Raw genomic sequence first — 24763 nt, forward strand, 5'->3', positions numbered from 1 at the left:
TTGGAGGACATGCCGGAGGGCGAGGCCGCCAAGGCCTGACGCTCACCTTCCTTGCCGGAACGAACAAGGGCGGGACCTCGCGGTCCCGCCCTTTCTTCTTTTCAGCGCTCGCGCGCCCCCTATTTCACCGTCTTGTCGACGGTCTCGCGGGTCACCGCGTGATAGAGCGGCCGGGCCTCGCCATAGATGCGCTTGGCGATCGGCTGGCCCCAGTCGCCCTGTCCCCACAGCGAGACGAACAGCGGGGCGACGAACTTGCGGCGGCCCTGGCCGGTCAGGAACTGCTCCAGCGACGGCACGGCCGGCGCGTAGCGGTTGGCGACAGCCAGTTGCAGCCAGGCGAAGCGGATCTCGCTGTTGCCCTGGGCCGACAGGCCAAAGGCGGCGTCGGCCGCCGCCAGACGGTCGGCCGGCAACTGGCGCGGCAGACCGCTGATGAAGCGCACGCGCTCGGAGGTGCTCCAGCCCTTCCAGGCCTCGAGCGGCGCGGGCCCGCCGGCCGCGAAGGCCTTGGCCTGGGCGTCGACGGCCTCGAAGGCCTTGGACTGGATGTGGACGGCGTTTTCCGGCAGCCCCGGCTGGTAGATCCAGCGCTGGATGTCGATCTTCTGCTCCAGGGCCTTGTCGCCCTTGAACAGGTTGGCGCGCAGGTCGGCGATGAAGCCCTCGGCGGTCTGCGGCTGGAAGGCGTGGCGATCGAAATAGCCGCGCAGATAGGCGTCCCAGCGCTCGCGGCCGACTTCCTTCTCGATGGTGCGCAGGAAGGCCGCGCCCTTCTCATAGGGGATGTCGGTCATGCCGTCGTCGGGGTCGCGGCCGGTCAGGTCGATGTGCAGGCGAGTGTCGGGCCCCGTCGGGCCGCCGGCCTCCTCGATGGCCTCGTGGAGGTCGGTCCAGCCCAGGTCGGCCAGCATGGCGGCCGTGTCCCTGCCGTAGAGGGCCTCCATGATCCGGTTCTCGAAATAGACCGTGAAGCCTTCGTTCAGCCAGAAGTCGGCCCAGGTGGCGTTGGTCACCAGGTTGCCCGACCACGAGTGCGCCAGTTCGTGCGCCACCAGGCTGACCAGCGAGCGGTCGCCGGCGATCACCGTCGGGGTGGCGAAGGTCAGGCGCGGGTTCTCCATGCCGCCGAACGGGAACGACGGCGGCAGCACCAAGAGGTCGTAGCGACCCCAGCGATAGGGGCCGTAGAGCGCCTCGGCGGCCTCGACCATCTTTTCGACGTCGGCGAACTCCCAGGCCGCGGCCTTGAGCGCCGAGGGTTCGGTGTAGATCCCCGTCCGCTTGCCCAGCGGCTGGAAGGCCAGGTCGCCGATGGCGATGGCGATCAGGTAGGGGGCGACCGGCTTGTCCATCTTGAAGCGATAGGCGCGGCCGCCGCCGGCTGCGGGCTCGCCGTCGGGGGTCAGCTGCTCGGCGCTCATCACCGCCTTCAGGCCTTCGGGCGCGACGATGCGGGCGGTCCAGGTCTGGCGAATGCCGGGGCTGTCCTGGGTGGGAATCCAGGTGCGGTTGAGGATCGCCTGGCCCTGGCTGAACAGGTAGGGCTTCTGCTTGCCCGCCGTCTGGGAGGGCGACAGCCATTGCAGGGCCGCGCCGTCAGGGGCGCTTTCATAGGCGATGACAATGCGCTTGGCGCCGTTCAGCGCGACGGTCAGCGGCGCGCCGATGTGCGGGTCGGCCGGACCCAGGGTCCACTTCAGCGGCTGGCCCTTGGCGTTGGTGATCGACTTGATCACCAGCCCCTTGGTGTCGAGCACCACCTCCTTGGCGCCCGGCGCCAGCAGGAGGTCGAGGGCGGCCGTGCCGACCATCTTCTTGGCCGTGAAATCGGCGGTCAGGTCGAGATCGACATGGGTGACGCGGGCGATCTTCGGCTTGGCGTAGGAGTGGATGTCGCTTGCGTCCGAGGCGGTCGACAACGGGGCGACCATCGGCTTGGTCGGCGCGGCGTGGGCCAGGGCGGGAACGGCGGCGGCGCCGAGCAGCGCGGCCATCAGGACGGCGCGCGGGGTGTGCAAGATCAGGGACATGAGCAATCCGTGGAAGCGGAACTTTGCCCCCTTATTCCAGATACCGCCGCCTACAGATAGTCGAGCAGGCTCATGCCGGTCTTGATCGACCCGTCGGGACCGAACATCGACGAAAGTTTCGCCGACAGGTTCTGCGTCGCGACCATCTTCTCGTACAGCGCCGGGGTCCAGCCGACCGCCTCGCGCTCCTCGCTGCTCATCGAGACGTACTGCGAGACGAGCGTGCGGCCGAAGGCCGAGCCGTCGCCCGACTGCTGGGCCGCCTTCCAGTAGGACGACACGCCCTCGCGGTTGCGGCTGCGGATCTCGCCGGCCGCTTCCTTGGCCTCGTGCTCGGAGAACTGGCCGCCCTTGTTCAGCGCGATGGCCGACAGCGAGCGGTCGTCGAAGCGGGTAAAATCGATCTTGCCGGCGTCCGGGCCGGTCGCCATGCCCTCGCCGGTCGCCAAGCTGTACTGGCGGTCCAGCGCCACCCGCACGTCGGCGACCACGTCGTCGATGTCGCGCGAGCGCGGGTTGGAGACGACGCCGCCGTTCTGCTTGACGTAGGCGGCGACCGGATCGTCGGCGATCCCTGTCGGGGCGGTTCCCGGCTTGGCCGTGGCCTGGCGCAGGCCCTCGACCAGGGCGGCCTTTTCGTTCTGCCACTTCAGCGTGGCCTTTTCCTCGGTCCCGGCGCCCTCGTGGCGGGTCAGGGCGGCCTTGTAGAGGCCGGCATAGTCGCCGGTGACCCGGGCGTCGGCGGCGGGACCGGCCAGGGCCGCGTTCTGCCCGGACTGAAGCTGCAGGCTGGCGACCACCTGCTCCTCGATCGGAAAGCTTCCGCCCTGGTTGGAGGCGATGGCGTAGAGGGCCCGGCGATCCAGGCCCGAGACGTCGATCGTGGCCTTGCCGTCCTTCAGGGCGCTGGTCGCCTTGGCGGCCGACAGCAGGGCGTCGAGGCTCTTGCGGGCGTCGGAAACGACGGCGCCCAGGTCGCGGCCGTCGGTCTTGGCGGCGAGCGCCGCCTGAGCTTCCGCCGACAAGGTGACGCTGACGCTGGACGCCCCCGTCCTGGCGGCTTCGGCGGCCTTGGCCTGCTGCTGGGCGGCGGTTCCCGTCTGGGTGTTCGTCGCCCCCGCATAGGCATAGGCGGCGGCGTAGCCCTGCGACCCGATCCTGGTCATCACGCACTCGACCTCGATTCAACTTCGGCGAGTTGTATCAGGCTCGATGCGATTTGAAATGTTTGGAAATCAGAAGCTTGGTTGGTTAACCGGCAACCAGCCCCGCCCGTCATTCCCGCCACAGGGGCGGGAATGACGGGAAGTTGGGGAAACTACCCCTCGTGGCCCGGCTTGCGCGGGGTGGCCCAGGGTTCGGACATGTCGGCAAGCACCACCTCGATGCAGTCGACCGCGACCTTCAGGTCGCCGCCGCCGGCGAAGGTCAGCAGCACCGTGCCGCCCGGCGCCTCCTGCCCCGGCTCGAAGCCGATCGACAGCAGCTCGACGACCGCCTGCTTGGCGTCGCGGCGCAGGTTGCGGGCCTGGACGCCGGTGACGTCGCCCAGCTGCAGCGCCGAGCGCACGCGCTCGCCGCCCTTGCCCCGGCCCTTGCCCGCTTCCCAGCGGAAGCGGTTGCAGGCCAGGGTCAGGGTCCGCGCGCCGGCGTCCCAGCGAATGTCGCCGATCTTGGCCACGGCGTCCTGCAGGGCGGCCGAGACCACCTCGAGGTCGGCGGGCTCCTGGGCCAGCAGGCGAAGGGGAGCGGCGCTCATGGCTTAAAGCTCCGGCTCGCCGTCGCCCTTGATGCGACGCACCTGGGCCCCGCAGGCGCCCAGCTTCTCTTCCAGCCGCTCGAAACCGCGATCCAGGTGATAGATGCGCGACACCACGGTCTCGCCGCGGGCGACCAGGCCGGCGATCACCAGGCTGACGGACGCCCGAAGATCGGTCGCCATCACCTCGGCGCCTTCCAGCTGGGCGACGCCGCGCACGCGGGCCTCGCCGCCGTGCACCGAGATGTCGGCGCCCAGGCGCATCAGCTCGGGGGCGTGCATGAAGCGGTTTTCGAAGATGGTCTCGCGGATGTGGCTCTCGCCGTTCGCCGTGGTCATCAGGGCCATGAACTGGGCCTGCAGGTCGGTGGCGAAGCCGGGGAACGGCGCGGTCTCGATGTCGACCGCGTTGAGGCGCGAGCCGTTGCGCTTGACGATGACGCCGTCCTCGGTGCGGACCACCGTGGCGCCGGCCTCCTCGAGCTTGACCGACAGGCTCTCGATCAGTTCGGGGCGGGCGTTGGTCAGGCGCACTTCACCGCCGGCCATGGCGGCGGCGACGGCGTAGGTGCCCATCTCGATGCGGTCGGGGATCACCGCGTGGGTCGCGCCCTTCAGGCGGGCGACGCCGGTGATGGTGACCGTGGGCGTGCCCGCGCCCTCGACCTTGGCGCCCATGGCGTTGAGGCATTCCTGCAGGTCGACCAGTTCCGGCTCGCAGGCGGCGTTCTTGATCACCGTCACGCCGTCGGCCAGCACGGCGGCCAGCATGGCGTGCTCGGTGGCGCCGACCGACACGATCGGGAAGCTGATCTCGGCGCCCTTCAGGCCGCGCGGAGCCTGGGCGTAGACGTAGCCTTCATGCAGGTCGATCTTGGCGCCCAGGGCTTCCAGGGCCTGCAGGTGCAGGTCCACGGGACGCGCGCCGATCGTGCAGCCGCCCGGCAGGGAAACCTTGGCCTGGCCCGAGCGGGCGACCAGCGGGCCCAGCACGTTGAACGAGGCGCGCATCTGGCGCACCAGGTCGTAGGGCGCGAAACCGCTGGTGATCTCCGGCGCGTGCAGGATGGTCTGCTGGCCGTCGGGACCGTCGCTTTCGGTGACCGACACGCCCAGGCGCGTCAGCAGCTTGCCGAGGAATCGCGTGTCGGCCAGGCGCGGCATGTTGGTCAGGCGCAGCGGCTCGTCCGTGAGCAGGCTGGCGGCCATCAGCTTGATGGCCGAGTTCTTGGCGCCGCTGACGGGGATGGTCCCGTTCAGCTGCGCGCCGCCGGTGATGGCGATGCGATCCAATGAAAATCCCTCGAACGCGCGAAAAACCGTCCTTCGCGCGGGTCACATGTGAGGTCGCGGTTCTAACGCTTGCAAGTGGGCATGCAAGAGGCCGCGCCGATTCCCCTACTCGTCGCCCTGCGAGGACGATTCCGGCTTGGCCGACGCGCTGGCGGGCGCCTTGCGACGGCGAAGGTTGGTTCGCAGGGCTTGGGCCAAACGCGCCTCGCGATCGGCTTTTTCCTTGTCCTGACTGGGGTTTGGCTTCGATGACTGACTCATGTTTCCACAGGTGAATTGCGTCAGAGGCTTGGTCAACACGATTTGGGCTTTCAATCCCGGAAATCGTTGGCTATACGCCCCTCCTCGCCGCCGCCGTAGCTCAGTGGTAGAGCGCATCCTTGGTAAGGCTGAGGTCGGCAGTTCAATCCTGCCCGGCGGCACCACGGGGACCCAGATGGAAGTCTGGGTCCCCACCACACTCCAAAAAATGCGGCGAGATCCAAAAGCTTAGGCAGCGCTTGAGGCGCTACAGGCGTCCCGCCTCGCTGGCCAAGACCGGCCCCTGCACGAACTCGATCAGGTTGCCGGCCAGGTCGCGGATGAAGCAGGCCGTGCCGTGCGGCATGACCTTCAGCCAAACGATGTCGGCCCCGCGGGCCTTCAGCTCCTCGACCAGGGCGGGCACGTCCTGCGTGACGAAGGCCACGTGCTTGAAGCCGTGGGTGTGAACGTCGCGGTCCGGAATCCGGCGCGCGTCCGGCAGCGGCGCGGCGCCGGGAACCTCGAACAGTTCGATCCGCAGGTCGCCGTTGGCGATCATCGCCACCTGCGCCGGGATCGTGGGAATCGCAAAGCGGCGCTCCAGGCGGAACCCCAGGACGCGCCCGTACCAGTCCACCGCGGCGTCGAGGTCGGGAACGCTGATCCCGCCGTGATGAAAGCCGTAACTGAAGCCGCCCATCGCCCCCTCCCCGACCGCACGGAACCGCCATGCGGTCGGACACTGTCGGCGCGCCGGAGCCGACCGTCATCCGCCCCGCGACGAGCGTTCGCACAGCGAGCGGACGGACCTTAAGCCTTCAGCGCGCCCGGGCGGCCGTCCTCGACGACGAAGCGGGCGAGACTGGCGGTCGTCGCCTTTGGGTCGGCCTGGTCGGAAACCGCGCGCAGGTCGACCTCCAGGCGGTCCGGCCGCGCTTCCAGCAGCAGGTAGCCCGACCGCTCGATGTCGGCGAACCTCAGGTGCGGATTGCGCGTCATGGCCTGGCCATAACGGGCGTGCGGCGCGTGGCTGGCGGCCAGGCAGGTGGTGACAAGCTCGGTGGCGACCACGGGCGTCTCGGGCCGCTCGGGAACGGCGTGCAGGTCGGCGACCAGGAAGGCGTGGATATCGCCGCCCAGGGTCACGGCGTTGCGCACGGCCGGCTGGGCCAGGCCTGCGAGCAAGCGGCGACGGGCGGCGGGATAGCCGTCCCACTGGTCGGACATCACGCCTTCGGGCGTCTGGATCGGCGCGACCGGGGTCTGCTGGGCCAGCAACGTCCAGCGGGCGGTCTCGCGCTTCAGGCTCCCGGCCAGCCAGGCTTCCTGGGCCGCACCCAGCATGGTGCGGCCGGGCGCTTCGAGTTCGGCGCAGTCGCGGCGAGGCCGATTGCCCGCCTGGCGCGGAGCGTTGCAGGCCTGAACCGAACGGTGCTGGCGGCCGTCGAGGATCGGCAGGCCGACGAGATCGCCCCAGGCCAGACGGCGGTGCAGGCGCGGGCCGTCCGGCCGCGCCCACAGGCTGGGCCTCACCGGCATGTGCTCGAAATAGGCCTGATAGGCGGCCGCCCGGCGACGCGAGAAGACCGGCGCCTCCAGCGCCTTCAGATTGGCCAGGTCCGCATAGTCGTTCTCGACCTCGTGGTCGTCCCAGGTGACGGCCCAGGGCGCGACCCGGTGCGCCTCGCGCAGGTCGGGATCGGACTTGTAGAGCGCGTGGCGGCGGCGATAGCCGGCGAGGTCCGAGGGCTCGGCTCCATCGAAGGCGCGGACCTTGGCAAACTGCGCGTAGCTGTTCTCGTAGATGTAGTCGCCCAGCTGGACGACGAGGTCGGGCTCGGCCGCGACCAGGTCGCGATAGGCGGAAAACCAGCCCAGTTCGAAGTGCTGGCAGGCGCTGACCGCCAGCCTCGCCCGCTGCGCCCGGCGCGGCGCGGTGGCCGTGCGCCCGACGGGACTGACCGCGCCCAGCGCGTGAAACCTGTACCAGTAGGGCCGGCCGGGACGCAGGCCGGTGATCTCAATGTGCACGGCGTGGGCGAGGCTGGGCGCGGCCGCCCGCCTGCCCCGCCGGACGATGCGGGCGAAGGCCTCGTCCTCGGCCACCTCGTAGGTCACCGGCACGGACGGAGCGTCCAGCGGCGCGCCGTGGTCGCTGAGCCGCGTCCACAGCACGAAGCCGTCCAGCGCAGGGTCGCCGCTGGCGACGCCCAGCGCGAAGGGATCAAGGCCCGCCCTGCGCTCCATCTCCAGGCCCAGCACGGCGTCGGCGCGCGCCAGGGCCAGGGCGGCCGAGGCGACGACGAGACCGCGACGGGTGAGACGGGACATGGCGGACCTCTCTCCAGGTTCAGATCAGAAGTCGAACCGCGCGCCCACGCCCCAGGTGGCCGGCGCGCCCACCAGGCGGGCGGCGCCGTTCAGCTCGGGGAAATAGACCTCGTCGGTGATGTTCTTGCCGTAGGCGTAGAGCGTCCAGTGCGACGGCGTGGCCAGCTCCACCCGGGCGTTGACCAGGGTGTAGGCCTTGGCGGTGTTGCCCGGCAGGGCGTTGAGGCGGTTGCTCTCCTCGCCGTGATGGGTGACGCCCAGGCGGCTGCGCAGGCCAAAGCCGCCCTGCAGGAACAGCTGGTGGTTCAAGGCCAGGGTCGCCGAGACGTCGGGCGCGCCCGGCAGCGGGTCGCCCACCGTCTGCAGCACGTCGGCCACGCGGTTTGAGCTGAACGACAGGATCTCGGTGTCCAGCCAGGTGGCGTTGGCGTCCAGTTGCAGGACCTGGCGCTCGCTGCGGAAGAGCTGGGCGCTGACCGCCGCCTCGAAACCGTCGCTGCGGGCCTTGCCCACATTGGCGCGGCCGTTGGTGTCGTTGGCCAGGCGGGTGGTCGCCTGCAGTTCGCTGAAGCGGTAGCGGAAGGCGTCCAGCGACACCCGCACCCGCGAGGTCGACCAGCGCAGGCCGGTCTCGTAGGCGATGACCGTCTCGGAGGCGAAGGGCTTGGTCTCGGCGACGGTGAAGATCGAGGTGCCGTCGAAGCCGCCGCCGCGATAGCCGGTGCCGGCCGAGACGAAGACGTTGAGGTCGGGCGTGAACTCGTACTTGGCGGTCAGGCGGCCCGAGACGTTGTCGTCCTCGAAGGTCTCGTCCCACGAGAACGGATTGGTGGTGGCGAAGGTGGTCGTGAAGGTGCTGATCCCCCACGGATTGCGGTCGACGTTCCTGCCCTGATAGTCGGCGTCGTCGCGGGTGTAGCGCAGGCCCGCCGACAGCTGCAGCCGGTCGATCGGCCGATAGTCGACCTGGCCGAACAGCGCCATGCTGGTGCGCTTCTGCTTGTGCAGGTTGTCGTAGATGGTCAGCGCCGAATAGCTGATCCAGTTGGTGTCGAACTTGACCTCGTCGGTGACGTAGAAGGCGCCGGCGATCCAGTCGACCTTGCCGCCGGTGTCGTCGGCCAGGCGCAGTTCCAGCGAGGCCTGGCTCAGCTTCTCGTCGGCGTCGAAGTACGAGGCCGGATAGGGCGAGCCGTCGCCATTGCCCTGCACCGAGCGCTTGGAGCCCTGCCAGCCGCCGACGGCGGTGAAGTTGAGGTTCTCCTTCACGCGATGGGCCAGCGTGGCCGAGCCGCCGTAGATGTCGATCTCGTGGGTCGGGTAGCCGCTGGAGTAAAACTCGTAGGGGTCCTCGTTCTCGCCGGCGTTGGCCAGGGTGGCGTCGCGGCTGCGGGCGATGCGGTCGTACTGGCGGGTGTCGCCGCGATCGCGGCTGCCGAACAACTTGACGGTCAGGTCGGTCTCGGGCGCCAGGGCGAAATCGATCGTGGCGCGAGCGGCGAACAGGTCCTTGTCGCCAAAGCCCTCGCGACGGCCCGGATCGGCCAGGGGCGGCACCTGGGTCTGCACGACGCCGCGCACCGACGGGCGATAGCCGGCCAGCAGGCCCGCGCCCGCGCCGTCCATGAAGCCGCCGCCGTTCTGGGCCAGCACCGCCAGGCGCACGCCGACATTGTCGCCCACCGGGCCGCCGACCGAGGCCTCGAACTCGGTGTAGTCGTAGGATCCGTACTCCAGGCGGGCCGAGCCCTCGACCTCCTTGCCGGGACCGCGGGTGATGGCGTTGATCACGCCGGCCGTGGTGTTGCGGCCGTAGAGCGTGCCTTGTGGACCTTTCAGCACCTCGACCCGGTCGAGGTCGAACAGCGGCATGCCCAGATAGGCGTTCGAGGTCTGGTAGACGCCGTCGACATGCAGGGCCACCGACGGGTTGCCGTTGGGCTTGTAGTCGTCGGCCCCGCCGATGCCGCGGATGCTGAGCAGGCCGTAGTTGGTGCCGCCGAAGGCGTAGTTCACCGACAGGCCGGCGACCTCGTCGACCAGGTCCACGACATTGGTGATCCCGCGGCGCGAGGCGTCGGCGCCGTCGACCACCGCCACGGCCATGGGCACGTCCTCGATGGCGGCCGAGCGCTTCTGGGCGGTGACCACCACCTCTTCCAGCTGGCTGACCTCGGGCCGGTCCTCGGCGGCGATGGTGAAGGTGCGCTCGCCCGTGGCCACGGCCTTCAGGCCGGTGCCGGCCAGCATCCGCTCCAGGGCCTCGGCGGGCGTGCGGGCGCCGGCGACAGGCGCCGCGCGCTTGCCGCGCACCAGGGCCGGCGCATACAGCACCTGCACGTCGGCCTGGCGGGCGAAGGCCGGCAGAGCCAGTTCCAGCGGCTGGGCGGCCAGGCTGTAGGCCGTCGGCGTCGCGCCTTGCGCCAGGACCGGGGAAGCCGCGCCGAAGGCCGCGAGCGCGCAGCAGGCCAGCAGCCCCTGCCGGAACATCCGGGCGCGCGAAGAGAAGCTCGTCATCGATATCGTCCTAAACAGCCGCCGGCCCCTGACCGATCGACTCCAGGAACCGCCCCCGCGGACGAACCCTCATCCCGTCGCAGAAATTTCATGGATGGCCGGTCTGGAGACCCTCCCCGTTCCCGTCATTCCCGCCCCTGTGGCGGGAAACCCTGGTTACGTGCGCACGGGCAGTGCACGCGGCGTGCTCAGCACGCCGCCCCAACCGCACTTGCGGCTGACAGAGAGGTTCCCGCCACAGGGGCGGGAACGACGGGATCCGTGGGTGATGCGCTCAGCCCGACGTCCCCGGCTCGATCCGCCACGTCGCCTGGTCCACCTGCCGCACCCGCAGCCCGAAGGCCGCCTGCATGGCGCCGGCGAACTCGCGCGCGCCGTCATAGCGGAACGAGCCCGAGACACGGATCGCGCCCAGGTCGGGCCTGCCGAGCACCAGCTGGTCGGCGGAGTAGCGGTTGAAGGCGGCGACGACCTCGCTGAGCGCCTCGTCGTCGAACACCAGCCGGCCGCTGCGCCAGGCCGTCAGCCCTTCCAGATCGGCCGCGGCGACGCGCGGCGACGAGGCCGGCCCCGACAGCATCTGGCCGGCGTCGATCCGGCGCGCGGCCGCGCCGTCGGCCGCCACGCGCAAGGCCCCCTCCTCCAGCAGGATCTGCGATCCGCCCTCGCCCAGGGTCACCTGGAAGCGCCCCCCGGCGCTCTCGGCGACCTGATCGCCGGCCGTGACGCGGAAGGGACGATCGCTGGCGGCGCGCGCCTCGAAATAGGCCTGCCCCTCGTCGAGCCGCACCGAACGCAGCGCCGAGGTGAACTTCACGCGGATCTTCGACAGCGGCGCCAGGGTCACGCGCGAGCCGTCGGGCAGCGGCGCGGTCAGGCGCTCGCCGACGCCCGTGCGGATCGTCGCCTGGGCCGCGCCCGCCATCATCAAACCCACGCCGCCGGCGCCCGCCGCCGCCGCGATCGCCGCGCCGGCCATGCCGAACACCGCCCGCCGACTGGGCCCGGACGCCGCCCGCAGCGCCGCCGAGCGCATGCGCAGCAGTTCGCGGTCGCCGCCGGCCTCGCCCAGGACGTCCCAGGCGTCTTCCACGTCGCGATACGCGCGGGCGTTGTCGGCGTCGGCCATCCAGGCGTCGAACGCCCGCCGTTCGTCCAGCGGCATGCGGTCGTCCTCGGCCTTGGCGAACCAGTCGGCGGCCGCCTCGCCGGGCTTGCGGGGACGGACCATCAGGCGTCCTCCCGCAGGGCGTCGCGCAGCACGGCCATCGAGCGGGCCAGGTGCTTCTCTACGGCGCTGACCGAGATGCGCAGGCGCGCGGCGATCTGGGCGTGGCTCATGTCCTCGAAGCGGCGCAGGATGACGATCGTGCGGGCGCGCGGCGGCAGCGACTTCAGGGCCGCGCGGATGCGGGCCAGGTTCTGGCGCCCGCCCACCACCTGTTCGGCGCCGGGCAGGTCGTCGGCCGGATCCATGCGCTCCAGGTCGACCGGACCGCCCTCCAGCCGGGCGCGATCGCGGCGGGCCTTGTCGCGCAGCAGGTTGGCGGCGGCCTCGAAGACATAGCCGTCGACGTTCTCCAGCGTCATCAGCCCCCTCCGCCGCAGCAGCCGCACGAACAGGTCCTGGACCAGTTCCTCGCCTTCGACGCGCGATCCCGTGCGACGGGTGAAGTAGCTGAGCAGCGGGGCGCGCAGCCGCCGGGTCAGCGCCTCGAAGCGCTCTTCGCCGGGCGGCTCGAGACGCAGGCTGGAAACCGAGAGGGACATGGCCCGGCCATGCCATCGGCGGACGACAAACGCGTGACAGCTCGACGACGGCGATCGAGCAGGCAGCTTAAGTATATCCACTCAATACTTCGCCAAGCTTAAGCTTGCGAGACGAAGAACGTAGACTTCTCGACACAGATAACTGGTTACCGATGCGCTGTCCTGACGCATTACGCGATTCAGACGCGCCCTATACACATCGATTAAGCATATCGTTTAACCACAGCTGATCGGGGGAGCGTCGATGACGTTCGACTTCGCACGCCAGGCCATGGGCTTGGCGGCCATAGCGACCTGCTGCCTGCTCGCCGCCCTCGCCGCGCCCGGCCTGGCCGCCGCTCAGGTTCTCGAGATCGGCGACGAAGGCGAGGTCACGCGCTTCGAGGGCCCGGCCGTCTATACCGACGAGGCCGTCGAGGCGATCGCGCCGCCGCTGCCGCCGGTCGTGGAGGCCGGCCACGAGGAGGTCCGCCGCGAGATCGCCGCCGCGGCCGCCGCCTATGCGCTGGATCCCAAGCTGGTCGAAGCCGTCGCCTGGCGTGAAAGCCGCTTCAAGCCCACCGCCCGCTCGCGCAAGGGCGCCCTGGGCGTCATGCAGCTGATGCCCGCCACGGCCCGCGACCTGGGCGTGGATCCTTCCGACATGGCCCAGAACGTGCGCGGCGGGGCGATGTACCTGCGCCAGATGCTCACCCGCTTCGGCGGCGACGTGAAGCTGGCCCTGGCCGCCTACAACGCCGGTCCCGGCGCCGTCCTCAAGCACGGCGGCGTGCCGCCCTACGCCGAAACCCAAGCCTACGTGACCTCGATCCTCGGCCGCATGGCCGTGTCGGGCGCCGCCTTCGCCGTTCCCGCCCTCGGAGCCTCCAACTGATGCGCCAAATCCTGAAGACCAAGTTCGTAAGCGTCCGCGCCGCCGCCCTGGCCAGCGCCCTCCTGGCCGCCGCCGGCCAGGCCCACGCCCAGGCCGTTCAGGCCGACCCGCAGGGCTCGTCGGCGGTGCTGTCGGGCGTGATGTGGCTGCAGGGCACGCTGCTGGGCAACGTCGCCACCGCCGTTGCGGTGATGGCGGTGGCCGCCGTCGGCTTCATGATGCTGACCGGCCGCATGAACTGGCGCTACGGCGCGACCGTCATCCTGGGCTGCTTCATCCTGTTCGGCGCGACGACCATCGTCAGCGGCATCCGCACGGCGGCGGGCGCGTAACAGCCGATGGCCGCTCCCCTCGATCGCGACGTGGTGTTCGGGGCCCTGACCCGGCCCCAGATGTTCGCCGGCGTGACCTACAGCTACTTCGTCGTCAACGGCGTGGTCACGACCGAGCTCTTCCTGATCACCAAGTCGTTCTGGGCCCTGCTCGCCGCCCTGGTGATCCACGCGATCGGCTACGCGGCCTGCCTGCGCGAGCCCCGCATCTTCGACCTGTGGCTGACCAAGGTCAGCCGCTGCCCCCGCGTACCCAATTTCCGGGCCTGGCGATGCAACAGCTACCAACCGTGAAGCCCAAGGCGAGCCGGGAAGCCCGCGCCGGCAAGCGCCTGCCCTACGCCCGGCTGCTGGACGAGCGCACGATCGAGACGCGCGACGGCCTCTTGATGCAGGTGATCCACCTGGCCGGCCTGCCGTTCGAGACGGCCGACAGCGAGACCCTGAACTATCGCAAGGCCGTGCGCGACGTGATGCTGCGCGGCCTCGCCAGCTCGCGCTTCGCCATCTACCACCACATCATCCGCCGCGAGGCGCGGGTCGGCGCCGAGGGCGAGTTCGCCGACGACTTCAGCGCCCGGCTCGACGCCGAGTGGAGCGCGCGCCTCGCCGGCCGCAGGCTCTACGTCAACGACCTCTTCCTGACGATCGTCCGCCGCCCCCTGCAGGGCCAGGGCGGGCTGATCGACAAGGCCCTGCGCCTGGCCAGGGGCCCGGCCCAGACCGACGGCCAGAAGGCCTTGGACCGCCGCGAACTGGACGCCGCCCGCGACGGCCTGGTCTCGGCCCTGGCGCCCTACGGCGCGCGGGTGCTTTCCCAATACGAAGGCGCTCAGGGCAAGTGCTCGGAGCCGCTGGAATTCCTGTCCTGCCTCTATAACGGCGAGATGCGCCCGGTGCTGGCGCCGCAGGGCGACGTCGGCGAATACCTGCCCTATCGCCGGGTCAGCTTCGGCCACGAGACGCTGGAACTGTCGCGCGCCGGCGCCCTTTCGCGCGACTTCGGCGCCATCGTCTCGGTCAAGGACTACCCCGCCCAGACCACGCCGGGGATGCTGGACGACCTGCTGCGCCTGCCGTGCGAGATGGTGGTCACCCAGAGCTTCGGCTTCGTCGACCGCCAGCCGACGCTGGACCGCATGAACCTGGCCTTGCGCCGCATGCGCGCGGCCGACGACGACGCCCTCAGCGTCAAGGCCGACCTGATCCGCGCCAAGGACGACGTGGTCAGCGGCCGCGCGGCCTTCGGCGAACACCACCTGTCGGTGCTGGTGCGCGGGCGCAGCCTGGACGCTCTGGACCTGTCGACCGCCGAGGTGATGAGCGCCTTCACCGAGATGGGCGCCATCGCCGTGCGCGAGGACGTCAACCTGGAGCCCGCCTTCTGGGCGCAGTTTCCGGGCGCCTTCAAGGACGTCGCGCGCCGGGCGCTGATCTCGACCGCCAATTTCGCGGGCTTCGCCAGCGGCCACAACTTCCCGGTCGGCAAGGCCCTGGGCAACCACTGGGGCCCGGCGGTGACGCTGCTGGAGACCACCTCGGCCGGCCCTTACCACTTCAACTTCCACAAGGGCGATCTCGGCAACTTCACGATCATCGGGCCGTCGGGCTCGGGCAAGACCGTGGTGCTGAACTTCCTGCTGGCCCAGGCCCAGAAGTACCAGCCGCGCACGGTCTTCTTCGACAAGGACCGCGGGGCCGAGATCTTCCTGCGCGCCATCGGCGGCCGCTATGAGGTGCTGCGCCCCGGCCAGGCCACGGGCTTCAACCCGCTGGCGCTGGAAGACACCCCGGCCAACCGCCGCTTCGTCGCCGACTGGGTCGCGCGGCTGGTCTGCCAGCCCGGCGAAAGCCTGACGCCCGACGACCTGGCCCGCATCAAGGACGCCGTCGACGCCAACTACGACCAGGCGCCGCGCCTGCGCCGCCTGCGGTTCTTCGCCGAACTGTTCAAGGGCGCGCGGCGTCCGGACGCCGCCGACATCTCGGCCCGGCTGGCGCCCTGGCACGGCGCGGGCGAGCACGCCTGGCTGTTCGACAACGCCCAGGACGGCCTGGACCTTTCGGCCGCCACCCTGGGCTTCGACATGACCCAGCTGCTGGACGATCCGGCCCTGCGCACCCCGGCCATGATGTACCTGTTCCACCGCGTGGAGCAGCGTCTGGACGGCCATCCCACCCTGATCGTCGTCGACGAGGGCTGGAAGGCGCTGGACGACGACGTCTTCGTCGCCCGGATCAAGGACTGGGAAAAGACCCTGCGCAAGCGCAACGGCCTGGTGGGATTCGCCACCCAGTCGGCCCAGGACGCCCTGGAAAGCCGCATCGCCAGCGCCATCGTCGAGCAGGCCGCCACCCAGATCTTCATGGCCAACCCCAAGGCCCAGGCGAAAGACTACTGCCAGGGCTTCGGCCTGACCGAGCACGAGTTCGAGCTGGTCCGCAGCCTGCCCGACACCGCCCGCTGCTTCCTGATCAAGCACGGAACCGACAGCGTCGTGGCCCGCCTGAACCTGTCCGGCTCGCCCGAACTGCTGACGGTGCTGTCGGGTCGCGAGAGCACCGTGCGCCGCCTCGACGCCCTGCGCGAACGGCTGGGCGACGCGCCCGAGGCGTGGATGGCCAAGCTGCTGAAGGAGGCCGCATGACCCCGGTCTCCTGCCCCGCCGCCGACGCTCCCCTGGTCCAGGGCCTGATCGGTTCGGTCGACTGCCAGGTGCATGGCCTGGCCCAGGCCGGCTATGCGGCCCTTTCGGCGCCCGGCTCGCCGGTCTCGACCCTGCTGACCGTGCTGATGACCCTGTACGTGGCCTTCATGGGCTACCGGCTGGTGCTGGGCCGTGGAGCCTTGCGCATCGGCGACGCCACCATCGCGGCCGTTAAGCTGGCCCTGGTCGTGGCGCTGGCCACCAACTGGGCGCTGCTGGAGACCCTGGTCTACGACCTGCTGTTCAAGGCCCCGGCCGAGATCGGAAGCCTGCTGCTGGCCCAGCTGGACGGAGGCGCCGCCGGCAAGCTTGATCCCTACGCCCGCCTGCAGTTCGCCTTCGACGCGCTGCAGGAGGCGGCCCAGCACTTCGCGACCAGGGCCGGCGCCCGCGACGCGGCGCTGCAGGGCGGCCCGGGCTTCGCGGCCTTCGCCGCCAATGTCGGCGGCCTGGTGATGCTGCTGACCAGCCTGGGCGTCGTCCTGGCCTGCAAGGTGGTGCTGTCGGTGCTGCTGGCGCTGGCCCCCATCGTCGCCGGCCTGCTGCTGTTCGAGACCACCCGCGGTCTCGTCGAGGGCTGGCTGAAGGCGATGATCGCCCTCTCGATCCTGCCGATGATCGCCACCCTGGCCCTGTCGCTGGAACTGGCGATGATGGCTCCGTCCCTGAAAGCCCTGGCGGCCATGAAGGACGCCCAGCAGTTCGCCGAGCTCGACATGGGTCCGGCCGTCACGGTGCTGGTGCTGAGCCTGGTCTTCGCGGTCGTGCTGGTCGCCGCGACCATCGCGGTGTGCGTGATCGTGGCCGGCCTGCGCCTGCCGCGCGAACGGCCAGCCGGCGAGGCCTCCGCCGCGCCGTCGATCACGAGCGGCGGCTCCTACGCCATGCCGCTGGAGCCGCCCTCGCGCGCCGCCCACCTGGCCGCCGCCGCCGTCAGCCTGGCCCGGCGGGAAGAACAGTCCGCCAGCGCCGCCGCCGCGTCCTCGCCCGCCGGCCCGCGCCGCCTGGTGGTGGTGTCCGACCGCTCGGCCGCCGCGCCCGCGACCGGCCCGACCACCGCACCTGCCGCCGCCATCCCGCTGGGCGCCAGCTATCGCCGCCCGGCCTCGCCCCGCCGCACCGCCTCCGGAGCCCGGAGAGACCAGTGACCCCGCTTACCCGTTCCGGAGTTTCGCCCGTGAAGCGCTCGCTTCTGGCCCTGTCGCTCGCCTGCGGCCTGGCCGCCCCGGCCCTGGCCCAGACCGCCGCCCCGGCGGCGGCGTCCAAGCCGGCCGACCCCCGCATCCGCACCCTGCCCTACGACCCCGACCAGGTTCACCGGCTGGTCGGCGTGCTGGGCTTCCAGACCATGCTGGAGTTCGCCCCCGACGAGCGGATCGAGAACGTCTCGATCGGCGACGCCCTGGGCTGGCAGGTCACGCCCAACAAGCGCGCCACCCTGCTGTTCCTCAAGCCGGTCGACCGCGCCCCGGCCACCAACATGACCGTTGTCACCGACCGCCGCCGCTACGTCTTCGAACTGGTGATCGCGCCGGCGAGCGCGGCCGAGGCGGCCTATGTGGTGCGCTTCCGCTATCCGTCGGTTCCGGTCGAGGTCGCCGCACCGCCGGCCAGGGCCGCGACGGCCCAGGCGCCGCTCAACGCCGCCTACACGATCAAGGGCGCGGGCGCCCTTGCCCCGACGCGGGTGTTCGACGACGGCCGCGCCACCTATTTCGCCTGGCCCCAGCAGGCCGACCTGCCGGCCATCTTCGTCATCGGCGCCGACGGCGTCGAAGGCCTGGCCAACGCCGTGGTCAAGGACGGCTACCTGGTCGTCGACCAGCTGGCCCCGCGCTTCGTGCTGCGCAGCGACAAGGCCAGCGCCACCGTCGTCAACGGCGCCTGGCAGGCCCAGGGGAAGGCCCGATGACCCACGACATCGATCCGCGCCTGACCTCGCAGGTCCAAGACGACCTGGCCGCGGCCGACGCCCAGGCCCGCCCCGTCGTCGGCAAGGGCGGCGGGGTCTCCAACCTCGCCGTCATGGCCGGTTTCGGCGTGTTCGGCGTGGCCGTCTTCGCCTGGCTGTCCAGCCACCGGGCCGACGCCCGCCAGCGCGAGCCGGTGGCCCCGCCCGCCGCCGCCCAGCCCGCGCCCATCGCCAAGGTCGCCCAGGTGCAGGGCCCGCTCTACGCCGTGCCCGCCCCGCAGTTCACGGTCGACAACAGCGCGCCGCCCCCCGCGCCCATGCCGCCGGCCGCATCCGCCCCGCCGCAACCCGTGCTGGTCGCAGCCCCCGTCGACGAGGCCGGCCGCCGGCGCGCGCCGACGCTGGTGGTGGATCTCAGCGACCGGGGCGCCCGCCCCGCCGCCCCGGGAACACCGACGCCGGCCGCTGGCGAGACCGGCCGCGCCGCCGCGCTCAGTTCCGACGAGCGGTTCGCCGACCGCGTCGGCCTGGACGAGGCGACCCCCGCCAAGGCCACGGCCATGCAGGACCTCGACGCCGTCATTCCCCAGGGCGCGGTGATCCCGGCGGTGATGGAGACGGCGATCAATTCCGACCTGCCGGGCCTGGCCCGCGCCATGGTCACCCGCGACGTCAAGAGCTTCGACGGCTCGACCGTGCTGATCCCGCGCGGCAGCCGCGTCATCGGCCAGTACAAGTCGGGCCTGGCGCTGGGCGCCAGCCGCGTCTTCGTGATCTGGACCCGGGTGATCCGGCCCGACGGCGTGTCGGTGCAGATCGGCTCGCCGGCCGCCGACCCGCTGGGCCGGGGCGGACTGGAAGGCAAGGTCGACCGCCACTTCTTCACCCGCTTCGGCGGATCGATCCTGACCTCGGTGCTGAACGCCGGCGTCGCGGCGGTCGGCAACACCCGCGCCAACTCGCAGATCTACATCGGCTCGATGTCGGAGGCGGCCAACCTCGCCAACGTCGCCAAGGCCGGCAACACCTCGCCGACCATCACCACGCCGCAGGGCGCGCCGGTGACCATCTTCGTCGCCCGCGACCTCGACTTCTCCGGCGTGCGGGGCCGCAAGTGACCCATCACGCTCCCATGGGGGTCTATCTGGAGGCCTATCTGGCGCCGCTGGCGCCGTGGCTGGCCGATCCGGCGGTGACCGACCTCTACGTCAACCGGCCAGGAGAGCTGTGGGTCGAGCGGCTGGGCGGCGCCGTCGCCGCCGTCGCGGTTCCCGAACTCGACGAGACCAACCTGTGGCGCCTGGCCCGCCAGGTCGCCGCGCTCGCCCACCAGGGCGTCAGCCGCGAGCATCCCCTGCTGTCGGCCGTGCTGCCGGACGGCGCCCGCGTGCAGGTGGTCGCCCCGCCGGCCACGCGCGGCGGGATCGTGATGGCGATCCGCAAGCACGTGGTCTCTGACCTGTCGCTCGACGACTACGCGGCCGCCGGGGCCTTCGACCACGCGACCGCGCCACCGTCCCGTCCGGACGCGGCGCTGCGCGCCCTGCTGGACGCGGGCGACGTGCACGGCTTCCTGTCGAGCGCCGTGCGGGCGGGCAAGAACATCGTCGTCAGCGGCGGCACCTCGACCGGCAAGACCACCTTCCTGAACGCCCTGCTGAAGGAAGTTCCGCTCGACCAGCGTCTGGTGCTGATCGAGGACGCGCCCGAGATCCGCCTCGCCCACCCCAACGCCGTCGGCCTGGTGGCCGCGCGCGGGCAGCAGGGCGAGGCCCGGGTCGGAACCGAGGACCTGCTGCAGGCCAGCCTTCGCCTGCGGCCCGACCGGATCATCCTGGGCGAGCTGCGCGGGGCCGAGGCCTTCAGCTTCCTGCGCGCCGTCTCCAGCGGCCACCCGGGCTCGATGACCACGGTGCACGCCGACGATCCGCGCGGCGCCGTCGAGCAACTGGCCCTGATGGCCCTGCAGGCCGGGGCCAATCTTAGACGCCAGGACGTGGTCGACCATGTCGAGCGCGTCGTCGACGTCTTCGTCCAGCTTCACCGTCAGGACGGCGTCCGCGCCGTCAGGGAGATCGTCTTCATCGACAGATAGAGACGCCCTTCGCCCGCCCTTCCTTTGTTTTCGCGTTCAGCGCGCCCGTTCCGCGGGCGTGATCGGGGACTTCTGCGCCATGCGTATCAAACTTCTAGCTTCGGGGTCCGGGATCGGCCTGGCCCTTCTTCTCTCCGCCTGCGGAGGCGGTGGAAGCGGCGGCGGCGGATCGTCGACGCCCCAGGGCGGCGGCGGCACGACGCCCACCACCCCGCCGCCGGTGGTGATCTCGGCGGCCGAGGCCTCGCGCCTGGCCAAGCAGGCGAGCTTCGGCCCGACCCCCGAACTGATCGACCAGATCGTCGCGGCCAAGAACGCCGGGGCGTGGATCGACCAGCAGTTCGCCCTGAACGCCAGCACCTACGCCGACATCGCCGCCAAGCCGGTGGCGACCAACTTCTGCACGGCGCAGAACCTGACCGGCACGGACCTGAACAACTGCAACCGCGACAACTTCGGCGCCCTGCCGATGGCCATGCGGTTCTATTCCAACGCCATGGGCAAGGACGACCAGCTGCGCCAGCGCACGGCCTTCGCCCTGTCGCAGATCGTGGTCGCTTCCGACCTGGAGGTGCACACCACCGCCGGCCTGGCGACCTTCAACCAGATCCTGCTGGGCAACGCCTTCGGCAACTACAAGGACATCCTGCGCGAGGTGACCCTGAACCCGTTCATGGGCAACTTCCTCGACATGGTCGACAGCAACAAGTCGGCCCCCAACGAGAACTACGCGCGCGAGCTGATGCAGCTGTTCTCGATCGGCACCGTGATGCTGAACATGGACGGCACGCCCAAGACCGGCGCCGACGGTGCGGTGATCGCCACCTACTCCAACGCCGAGGTCAAGGAAGTGGCCCGCGCGCTGACCGGCTGGACCTACGCTCGCCTGGATGGCGCGCCGATCACCGACTACGCCAAGATCGACTACTCCAAGCCGATGATCGTCAACGCCGCGCGGTTCGACACCGGGGCCAAGACGTTCCTGAACGTGACGGTCCCGGCCGGCGCGACCCAGCAGCAGAACCTCGACACGGTGGTCGACACCGTCTTCAACCACCCCAACACCGCCCCCTTCATCTCCAAGCGGCTGATCCAGCAGCTGACCCTCGCCAACCCTTCGCCGGCCTATGTGGGCCGGGTCGCGGCCGTCTTCGCCGACAACGGCGCGGGCGTGCGGGGCGACATGAAGGCGGTGATCAAGGCGATCCTCACCGATGCCGAGGCGCGCGGCTCGGCCGCCACGCCCGGCAAGGTCAAGGAGCCGGTGCTGTTCTTGACCGGCCTGGCCCGCGGCATGGGCCTGAAGTCGGACGGCTACGCCTTCTACTATCGCGACGCGGGCCTGGGGCAGATGCCCTTCCGCGCCCCGTCGGTGTTCAACTTCTACCCCTACGACTTCCCGCTGCCGCTGGGCTCGGGCGAGATGAGCCCGGCCAGCAAGCTGATGACCACCTCGACCATGGTCGCCCGCCACAACCTGGCCTGGGACTGGACCATGGCCGGCGAGGCCACCCGCACCGAGTTCAAGGCCCAGACGACCATCCCGGGCTCGACCGCCGTCGAACTGCCCTGGCCGCAATGGGAGGCGCTGGCCGCCGACGAGGCCAGGATGCTCGAACGCATCGATCTGGTTTTCCTCAACGGGACCATGACCTCGGCCCAGCGCAGCGCGCTGTCCAGCGCCATGGCCGCCGTCAAGAACACCGACCCCGCCGTCCAGGCGCGCAAGCGGGCGCAGGTCGCCCTCTACGTCGTCGCCACCTCCCCTCACTTCCAAGTCGACCGCTGAGCCATGACCCTTTCCCGCCGTGATTTCGGCCGGCTGCTCGCCGGCGCCTCCGCCACCGCCGCCCTCGCCCAGATCGGGGTTTCGGCCGCCGTCGCCGACACCTCCAGCTATCGCGCGATGGTCGGGGTCTTCCTGTTCGGCGGCAACGACGCCTGGAACATGGTGATCCCCAACGACGAGCGTTACGCCGACTACGCCGCCAAGCGTGCGGCCATCGCCGTCAAGCAGGACGCCCTCATGCCGCTGACCGGCACGGCCTTTGGCCTGCACCCGGCCATGGCCTCGCTGAAGAGCGCCTGGGACGAGGGCGCGCTCAGCGTCGTGCTCAACACCGGCACGCTGTTCCAGCCGCTGACCAAGACCATCTACCAGAGCCGCCCGGACCTGCGCCCGCTGAACCTGATGTCCCACGAGGACCAGCAGAACGAGTGGCAGGGCATGCGCATGCGCGAAAAGAACCTCGACGGGTTCATGGGCCGCATCCTCGATCGCGCCGAGGCGGCCGAGATCCCGCCGCTTGTTTCGATCGCCGGCTCGCAGCTGGCCCTGCTGGGCAGCCGCAAGTCGCCGCTGATCCTGCCGTCCAGCGGCGGCATCTCGCGCAACGGCTACAACGCCGCCAGCACCGACGCGGCGGTGATCGCCCGCCAGCAGGCGCTGAACGCGTTCTCGGACGCCTCGGCCTTCGGGGCGGTGACCGACTTCACCGGCCGTGGCATGTCGTCGGCCTACGCCCAGGCGGCGACGGCCAACACCATCGTCAGCGCCACGACCTCGACGGTGGACCAGTACTTCAAGAACCCGACCACCGGGGCGACCCTGACCAGCGAGATCTCGCGCCAACTGCTGCGGGCGGCGCGGATGATCGAGGCCCGCAACACCCTGGGCCACGCCAAGCAGACCTTCTTCGTCAGCCAGGGCGGCTACGACACCCACAACGGCCAGGCCGCGTCGCACAACAGCCTGTACGCCGACCTCGCCATGGCCCTGGCCGCCTTCTACAACGCCATGAAGGCGCTGGGCCTGGCCAACAACGTCACCGCCTTCACGATGTCGGACTTCGGCCGGGTCTACAAACCCAACGCCAACGCCGGCACCGACCACGCCTGGGGCTCCAACCACCTGGTGCTGGGCGCGGCCCTGGCCTCGCGCAAGGTCCACGGCCGCTATCCCGACACCACCTACGGCGGGGCCGAGGACGCCTACAACGACGGCCGCTGGATCCCCAGCATCGCCGTCGAGGAGTATGTCGGCGCCATCGCCCAATGGTACGGCGTCTCGCCCGCCGACATGCCGTACGTGTTCCCCAACTGGGCGACCTGGAACGGCGGCGGACGCGGGCCGGTGCCGTTGTTCGGGTAGGAAGGGAAAGACCCCCTCCGGCCCTCCGGGCCCCCTCCCCCGAAGGGGCAGGATCTGGTCGGCGCGGCGCAGATGCTCCCCCTCTGGGGGAGCTGTCGCGGAGCGACTGAGGGGGTGCTACCCCGCCAACTCCGCCAGTCCCTGCTCGCGCGACACCGCCGGCGCATAGCCCAGCGCCGCGCGGGCCTTGGCGATGCTGACCGTCACCTCGACGGCCGAGGTGGCGTAGACCTGCCGGCTGAGCGGGCCCTTGAGGCGGCCGCCGCTGATCGCCGCCAGGGCGTCTCCGACCGTGGCGATGGTCTTCAGCAGGCCGCGCGGAACGGTCTTGTCCGGCGCCGTCAGGCCCTGGGTGGCCAGAAGGCGCGTGGCGAAGGCGCGGAACTCCACCGGCTCGCCGTCGGTGATGAAATAGGCCTGCCCGCCGGCCCCGTTCCTCAGCGCCAGCGCCACGCCCTCGCACAGGTTGGCGACATGGGTGGTCGAGGTGCGGTAGCGGCCGCCGTCGATCCAGGCGAAGGCGCCCGAACGCACGGCGTCGGCCAGTTGCGGCAGGGCCGTGGTGTCGTCACGCCCCCAGACGAAGCGCGGCCGCACGGCCATGACCTCGAAGCCCGGCTCGCTCATCGCAAGCGCCAGGCGCTCGGCCCGCCCCTTGGTCTTCGAATAGGCCCCGGCCGGACGCGCGGGATAGGGATGGTCCTCGGTCGCCCCGACCAGCGGCGCGCCGTCCAGCAGCACCGACTCCGTGCTTATCAGCACCGCGCGCGACACGCCCGCCGCCTTGGCGGCGGCCAGCACCGCGCGGGTCCCCTCGACATTGATCCGTTGAAGCCTGGCCTCGACGCCGGCCCCGTGATCGGTGTCGGCGGCGGCGTGGACCAGGGCGTCGCAGCCGGCCATGCCCTCCGCCAGACGCGGATCGAAGAGGTCGCCCTCGAAAGGCTCGGCGCCCAGGTCGCGGACGGTCTCGATGGCGGCCGCGCTGCGGGCCAACGCCACGACCTGCACCCCGTCGGCGACGAGGCGGCGGATCAGGTTGCGGCCGACATAGCCGCTGCCCCCGGTGAGAAACAGGCGCGCGGGCGCGCGCCCGCCGACGGCGGGTTCGTTGAAGGTCATGCTTTCCAGGTCCTAGGTGGGGGTCTTCAGGTCGTCTTCGGCGACGGCAGAGGCGCCTCGCCGTCGGGCTTTGCGGTTACCAGCCAGTTGATCTCGCGCAGGATCCGCGCCCGCTCGTCGGCGGGCCAGGCGTGATAGTCGAGCGCCTCCAGCAGCTTCAGCCCCTCCAGCGCCAGATAGGCCAGCAGCGCCCCGCGCGAGCTGGCCGCATCGGCGGTCAGGGCGTTGATCACCGCGCGCTGGTTCTGCTGGATATGGCCGCGCAGGCCGGCGTCCTGGGCCAGGGCCGCGCAAAGGTTCAGGGCCACGGCGCGGAAGTCGTCGGGCAGGGGCGTGGCCGCCGCCAGGATCCGCCCGCGGATCACCGCGTCGCCCTGCCCTTCCAGGCTCTGGGTCATGGCGGTGTTGAAGGCGTTGTCGCGCGCCACCGCCCGCTCGACCACGGCGTCGATCAGGGCCGCCTTGGTCTTGAAGTCGTACAGCACCGTGGCCTTGCCGATGCCGGCCTGCTCGGCCACCGCGTCCAGCGTCAGACGCGCGGCCCCGTCGCGGGCGACCACCGCCTCGGCGGCGTCGAGAACGGCGTCACGATCGACGATGCGTCTGCGGCCCATGACCAACTC

21 protein-coding genes and 1 tRNA gene are annotated in these 24763 nt (G+C 70.9%); 11 read left to right on the forward strand and 11 right to left on the reverse strand.

Going from position 1 to position 24763, the window contains the following annotated elements; all coding sequences use genetic code 11:
* Nucleotides 1–119: 119 nt before the first annotated feature.
* The 4 genes from G5B46_RS23680 to murA form a co-directional block, all read right to left on the reverse strand.
* Complete coding sequence (locus G5B46_RS23680) at nt 120–2033, reverse strand: M1 family metallopeptidase (protein WP_165263080.1); 1914 nt, start codon at nt 2031–2033, stop codon at nt 120–122.
* A gap of 50 nt (nt 2034–2083) precedes the next feature.
* Entirely contained in the window at nt 2084–3199 is a 1116-nt protein-coding gene (locus G5B46_RS23685) for a hypothetical protein (protein WP_165263082.1), read from the reverse strand.
* Nucleotides 3200–3351: 152 nt separating this feature from the next.
* The gene (locus G5B46_RS23690) at nt 3352–3792 is read right to left on the reverse strand and encodes a DUF2948 family protein (RefSeq protein WP_165263084.1); all 441 of its coding nucleotides are present in this window, start codon (nt 3790–3792) and stop codon (nt 3352–3354) included.
* Between the two features lie 3 nt (nt 3793–3795).
* Nucleotides 3796–5085, reverse strand: coding sequence for a UDP-N-acetylglucosamine 1-carboxyvinyltransferase (gene murA / locus G5B46_RS23695; protein WP_165263086.1), 1290 nt, complete (start codon nt 5083–5085; stop codon nt 3796–3798).
* A 350-nt stretch (nt 5086–5435) separates the two neighbouring features.
* On the opposite strand from murA, the gene G5B46_RS23700 reads away from it, so the two are divergent.
* A tRNA-Thr gene (locus tag G5B46_RS23700) sits at nt 5436–5510 on the forward strand.
* Between the two features lie 83 nt (nt 5511–5593).
* On the opposite strand, the gene G5B46_RS23705 is transcribed toward G5B46_RS23700, so the two are convergent.
* The 5 genes from G5B46_RS23705 to G5B46_RS23725 form a co-directional block, all read right to left on the reverse strand.
* Nucleotides 5594–6028, reverse strand: coding sequence for a VOC family protein (locus G5B46_RS23705; protein ID WP_165263088.1), 435 nt, complete (start codon nt 6026–6028; stop codon nt 5594–5596).
* Between the two features lie 110 nt (nt 6029–6138).
* Complete coding sequence (locus tag G5B46_RS23710) at nt 6139–7659, reverse strand: alkaline phosphatase D family protein (protein ID WP_165263090.1); 1521 nt, start codon at nt 7657–7659, stop codon at nt 6139–6141.
* Between the two features lie 24 nt (nt 7660–7683).
* Nucleotides 7684–10176 carry a TonB-dependent receptor gene (locus G5B46_RS23715; protein ID WP_165263092.1) on the reverse strand — a complete coding sequence of 831 codons (2493 nt, stop codon included), beginning with the start codon at nt 10174–10176 and terminating at the stop codon, nt 7684–7686.
* A 274-nt stretch (nt 10177–10450) separates the two neighbouring features.
* Nucleotides 10451–11407, reverse strand: a complete 957-nt coding sequence (locus G5B46_RS23720) for a FecR domain-containing protein (RefSeq protein WP_165263094.1) — start codon at nt 11405–11407, stop codon at nt 10451–10453.
* Nucleotides 11407–11946: a sigma-70 family RNA polymerase sigma factor gene (locus G5B46_RS23725; protein WP_165263095.1), complete on the reverse strand. Its 540-nt coding sequence runs from the start codon at nt 11944–11946 to the stop codon at nt 11407–11409. The genes G5B46_RS23720 and G5B46_RS23725 overlap by 1 nt, the downstream gene beginning before the upstream one ends.
* Before the next feature lie 244 nt (nt 11947–12190).
* On the opposite strand from G5B46_RS23725, the gene G5B46_RS23730 reads away from it, so the two are divergent.
* The 10 genes from G5B46_RS23730 (at nt 12191) to G5B46_RS23775 (ending at nt 23018) form a co-directional block, all read left to right on the forward strand.
* Nucleotides 12191–12820, forward strand: coding sequence for a lytic transglycosylase domain-containing protein (locus G5B46_RS23730; RefSeq protein WP_165263097.1), 630 nt, complete (start codon nt 12191–12193; stop codon nt 12818–12820).
* Nucleotides 12820–13152: a TrbC/VirB2 family protein gene (locus G5B46_RS23735; RefSeq protein ID WP_165263099.1), complete on the forward strand. Its 333-nt coding sequence runs from the start codon at nt 12820–12822 to the stop codon at nt 13150–13152. The genes G5B46_RS23730 and G5B46_RS23735 overlap by 1 nt, the downstream gene beginning before the upstream one ends.
* 6 nt (nt 13153–13158) lie before the next feature.
* Nucleotides 13159–13446 (forward strand): type IV secretion system protein VirB3, encoded by a 288-nt coding sequence (locus tag G5B46_RS23740; protein ID WP_058350403.1) that lies wholly within the window; start codon nt 13159–13161, stop codon nt 13444–13446.
* Complete coding sequence (locus G5B46_RS23745) at nt 13425–15800, forward strand: VirB4 family type IV secretion/conjugal transfer ATPase (RefSeq protein ID WP_165263100.1); 2376 nt, start codon at nt 13425–13427, stop codon at nt 15798–15800. The genes G5B46_RS23740 and G5B46_RS23745 overlap by 22 nt, the downstream gene beginning before the upstream one ends.
* On the forward strand, nt 15797–17008 hold the full coding sequence (locus G5B46_RS23750; protein WP_165263102.1) for a type IV secretion system protein: 1212 nt from the start codon (nt 15797–15799) through the stop codon (nt 17006–17008). The genes G5B46_RS23745 and G5B46_RS23750 overlap by 4 nt, the downstream gene beginning before the upstream one ends.
* Nucleotides 17009–17037: 29 nt before the next feature.
* Entirely contained in the window at nt 17038–17772 is a 735-nt protein-coding gene (locus G5B46_RS23755; protein WP_165263104.1) for a TrbG/VirB9 family P-type conjugative transfer protein, read from the forward strand.
* Nucleotides 17769–18890 carry a TrbI/VirB10 family protein gene (locus G5B46_RS23760; RefSeq protein WP_165263106.1) on the forward strand — a complete coding sequence of 374 codons (1122 nt, stop codon included), beginning with the start codon at nt 17769–17771 and terminating at the stop codon, nt 18888–18890. Before G5B46_RS23755 ends, G5B46_RS23760 begins: the two co-directional genes overlap by 4 nt.
* Complete coding sequence (gene virB11 / locus G5B46_RS23765; RefSeq protein ID WP_346764974.1) at nt 18887–19867, forward strand: P-type DNA transfer ATPase VirB11; 981 nt, start codon at nt 18887–18889, stop codon at nt 19865–19867. Before G5B46_RS23760 ends, virB11 begins: the two co-directional genes overlap by 4 nt.
* A 79-nt stretch (nt 19868–19946) precedes the next feature.
* Nucleotides 19947–21656: a DUF1800 domain-containing protein gene (locus G5B46_RS23770; protein ID WP_165263108.1), complete on the forward strand. Its 1710-nt coding sequence runs from the start codon at nt 19947–19949 to the stop codon at nt 21654–21656.
* 3 nt (nt 21657–21659) lie between these two features.
* Entirely contained in the window at nt 21660–23018 is a 1359-nt protein-coding gene (locus G5B46_RS23775) for a DUF1501 domain-containing protein (protein ID WP_165263110.1), read from the forward strand.
* Between the two features lie 117 nt (nt 23019–23135).
* Here G5B46_RS23775 and G5B46_RS23780 read toward each other — a convergent pair whose 3' ends face one another.
* Both G5B46_RS23780 and G5B46_RS23785 read right to left on the reverse strand, forming a co-directional pair.
* Nucleotides 23136–24140, reverse strand: coding sequence for an NAD-dependent epimerase/dehydratase family protein (locus G5B46_RS23780; protein WP_165263112.1), 1005 nt, complete (start codon nt 24138–24140; stop codon nt 23136–23138).
* A gap of 26 nt (nt 24141–24166) precedes the next feature.
* A complete protein-coding gene (locus tag G5B46_RS23785; RefSeq protein ID WP_165263114.1) occupies nt 24167–24754 on the reverse strand; it encodes a TetR family transcriptional regulator in 588 nt (195 codons plus the stop codon).
* Nucleotides 24755–24763: the final 9 nt, after the last annotated feature.

The organism is Caulobacter sp. 602-2 (genome assembly GCF_011043625.1).
Classification (GTDB): Bacteria; Pseudomonadota; Alphaproteobacteria; order Caulobacterales; family Caulobacteraceae; genus Caulobacter.

What these genes read in the sequence shown, in the direction of transcription:
- G5B46_RS23680 (WP_165263080.1), bottom strand. Translation starts at nt 2,033, where the DNA reads ATGTCCCTGATCTTGCACACCCCGCGCGCCGTCCTGATGGCCGCGCTG.
- G5B46_RS23685 (WP_165263082.1), bottom strand. Translation starts at nt 3,199, where the DNA reads ATGACCAGGATCGGGTCGCAGGGCTACGCCGCCGCCTATGCCTATGCG.
- G5B46_RS23690 (WP_165263084.1), bottom strand. Translation starts at nt 3,792, where the DNA reads ATGAGCGCCGCTCCCCTTCGCCTGCTGGCCCAGGAGCCCGCCGACCTC.
- G5B46_RS23705 (WP_165263088.1), bottom strand. Translation starts at nt 6,028, where the DNA reads ATGGGCGGCTTCAGTTACGGCTTTCATCACGGCGGGATCAGCGTTCCC.
- G5B46_RS23710 (WP_165263090.1), bottom strand. Translation starts at nt 7,659, where the DNA reads ATGTCCCGTCTCACCCGTCGCGGTCTCGTCGTCGCCTCGGCCGCCCTG.
- G5B46_RS23715 (WP_165263092.1), bottom strand. Translation starts at nt 10,176, where the DNA reads ATGACGAGCTTCTCTTCGCGCGCCCGGATGTTCCGGCAGGGGCTGCTG.
- G5B46_RS23720 (WP_165263094.1), bottom strand. Translation starts at nt 11,407, where the DNA reads ATGGTCCGTCCCCGCAAGCCCGGCGAGGCGGCCGCCGACTGGTTCGCC.
- G5B46_RS23725 (WP_165263095.1), bottom strand. Translation starts at nt 11,946, where the DNA reads ATGTCCCTCTCGGTTTCCAGCCTGCGTCTCGAGCCGCCCGGCGAAGAG.
- G5B46_RS23730 (WP_165263097.1), top strand. Translation starts at nt 12,191, where the DNA reads ATGACGTTCGACTTCGCACGCCAGGCCATGGGCTTGGCGGCCATAGCG.
- G5B46_RS23735 (WP_165263099.1), top strand. Translation starts at nt 12,820, where the DNA reads ATGCGCCAAATCCTGAAGACCAAGTTCGTAAGCGTCCGCGCCGCCGCC.
- G5B46_RS23740 (WP_058350403.1), top strand. Translation starts at nt 13,159, where the DNA reads ATGGCCGCTCCCCTCGATCGCGACGTGGTGTTCGGGGCCCTGACCCGG.
- G5B46_RS23745 (WP_165263100.1), top strand. Translation starts at nt 13,425, where the DNA reads ATGCAACAGCTACCAACCGTGAAGCCCAAGGCGAGCCGGGAAGCCCGC.
- G5B46_RS23750 (WP_165263102.1), top strand. Translation starts at nt 15,797, where the DNA reads ATGACCCCGGTCTCCTGCCCCGCCGCCGACGCTCCCCTGGTCCAGGGC.
- G5B46_RS23760 (WP_165263106.1), top strand. Translation starts at nt 17,769, where the DNA reads ATGACCCACGACATCGATCCGCGCCTGACCTCGCAGGTCCAAGACGAC.
- G5B46_RS23770 (WP_165263108.1), top strand. Translation starts at nt 19,947, where the DNA reads ATGCGTATCAAACTTCTAGCTTCGGGGTCCGGGATCGGCCTGGCCCTT.
- G5B46_RS23775 (WP_165263110.1), top strand. Translation starts at nt 21,660, where the DNA reads ATGACCCTTTCCCGCCGTGATTTCGGCCGGCTGCTCGCCGGCGCCTCC.
- G5B46_RS23780 (WP_165263112.1), bottom strand. Translation starts at nt 24,140, where the DNA reads ATGACCTTCAACGAACCCGCCGTCGGCGGGCGCGCGCCCGCGCGCCTG.
- G5B46_RS23785 (WP_165263114.1), bottom strand. Translation starts at nt 24,754, where the DNA reads ATGGGCCGCAGACGCATCGTCGATCGTGACGCCGTTCTCGACGCCGCC.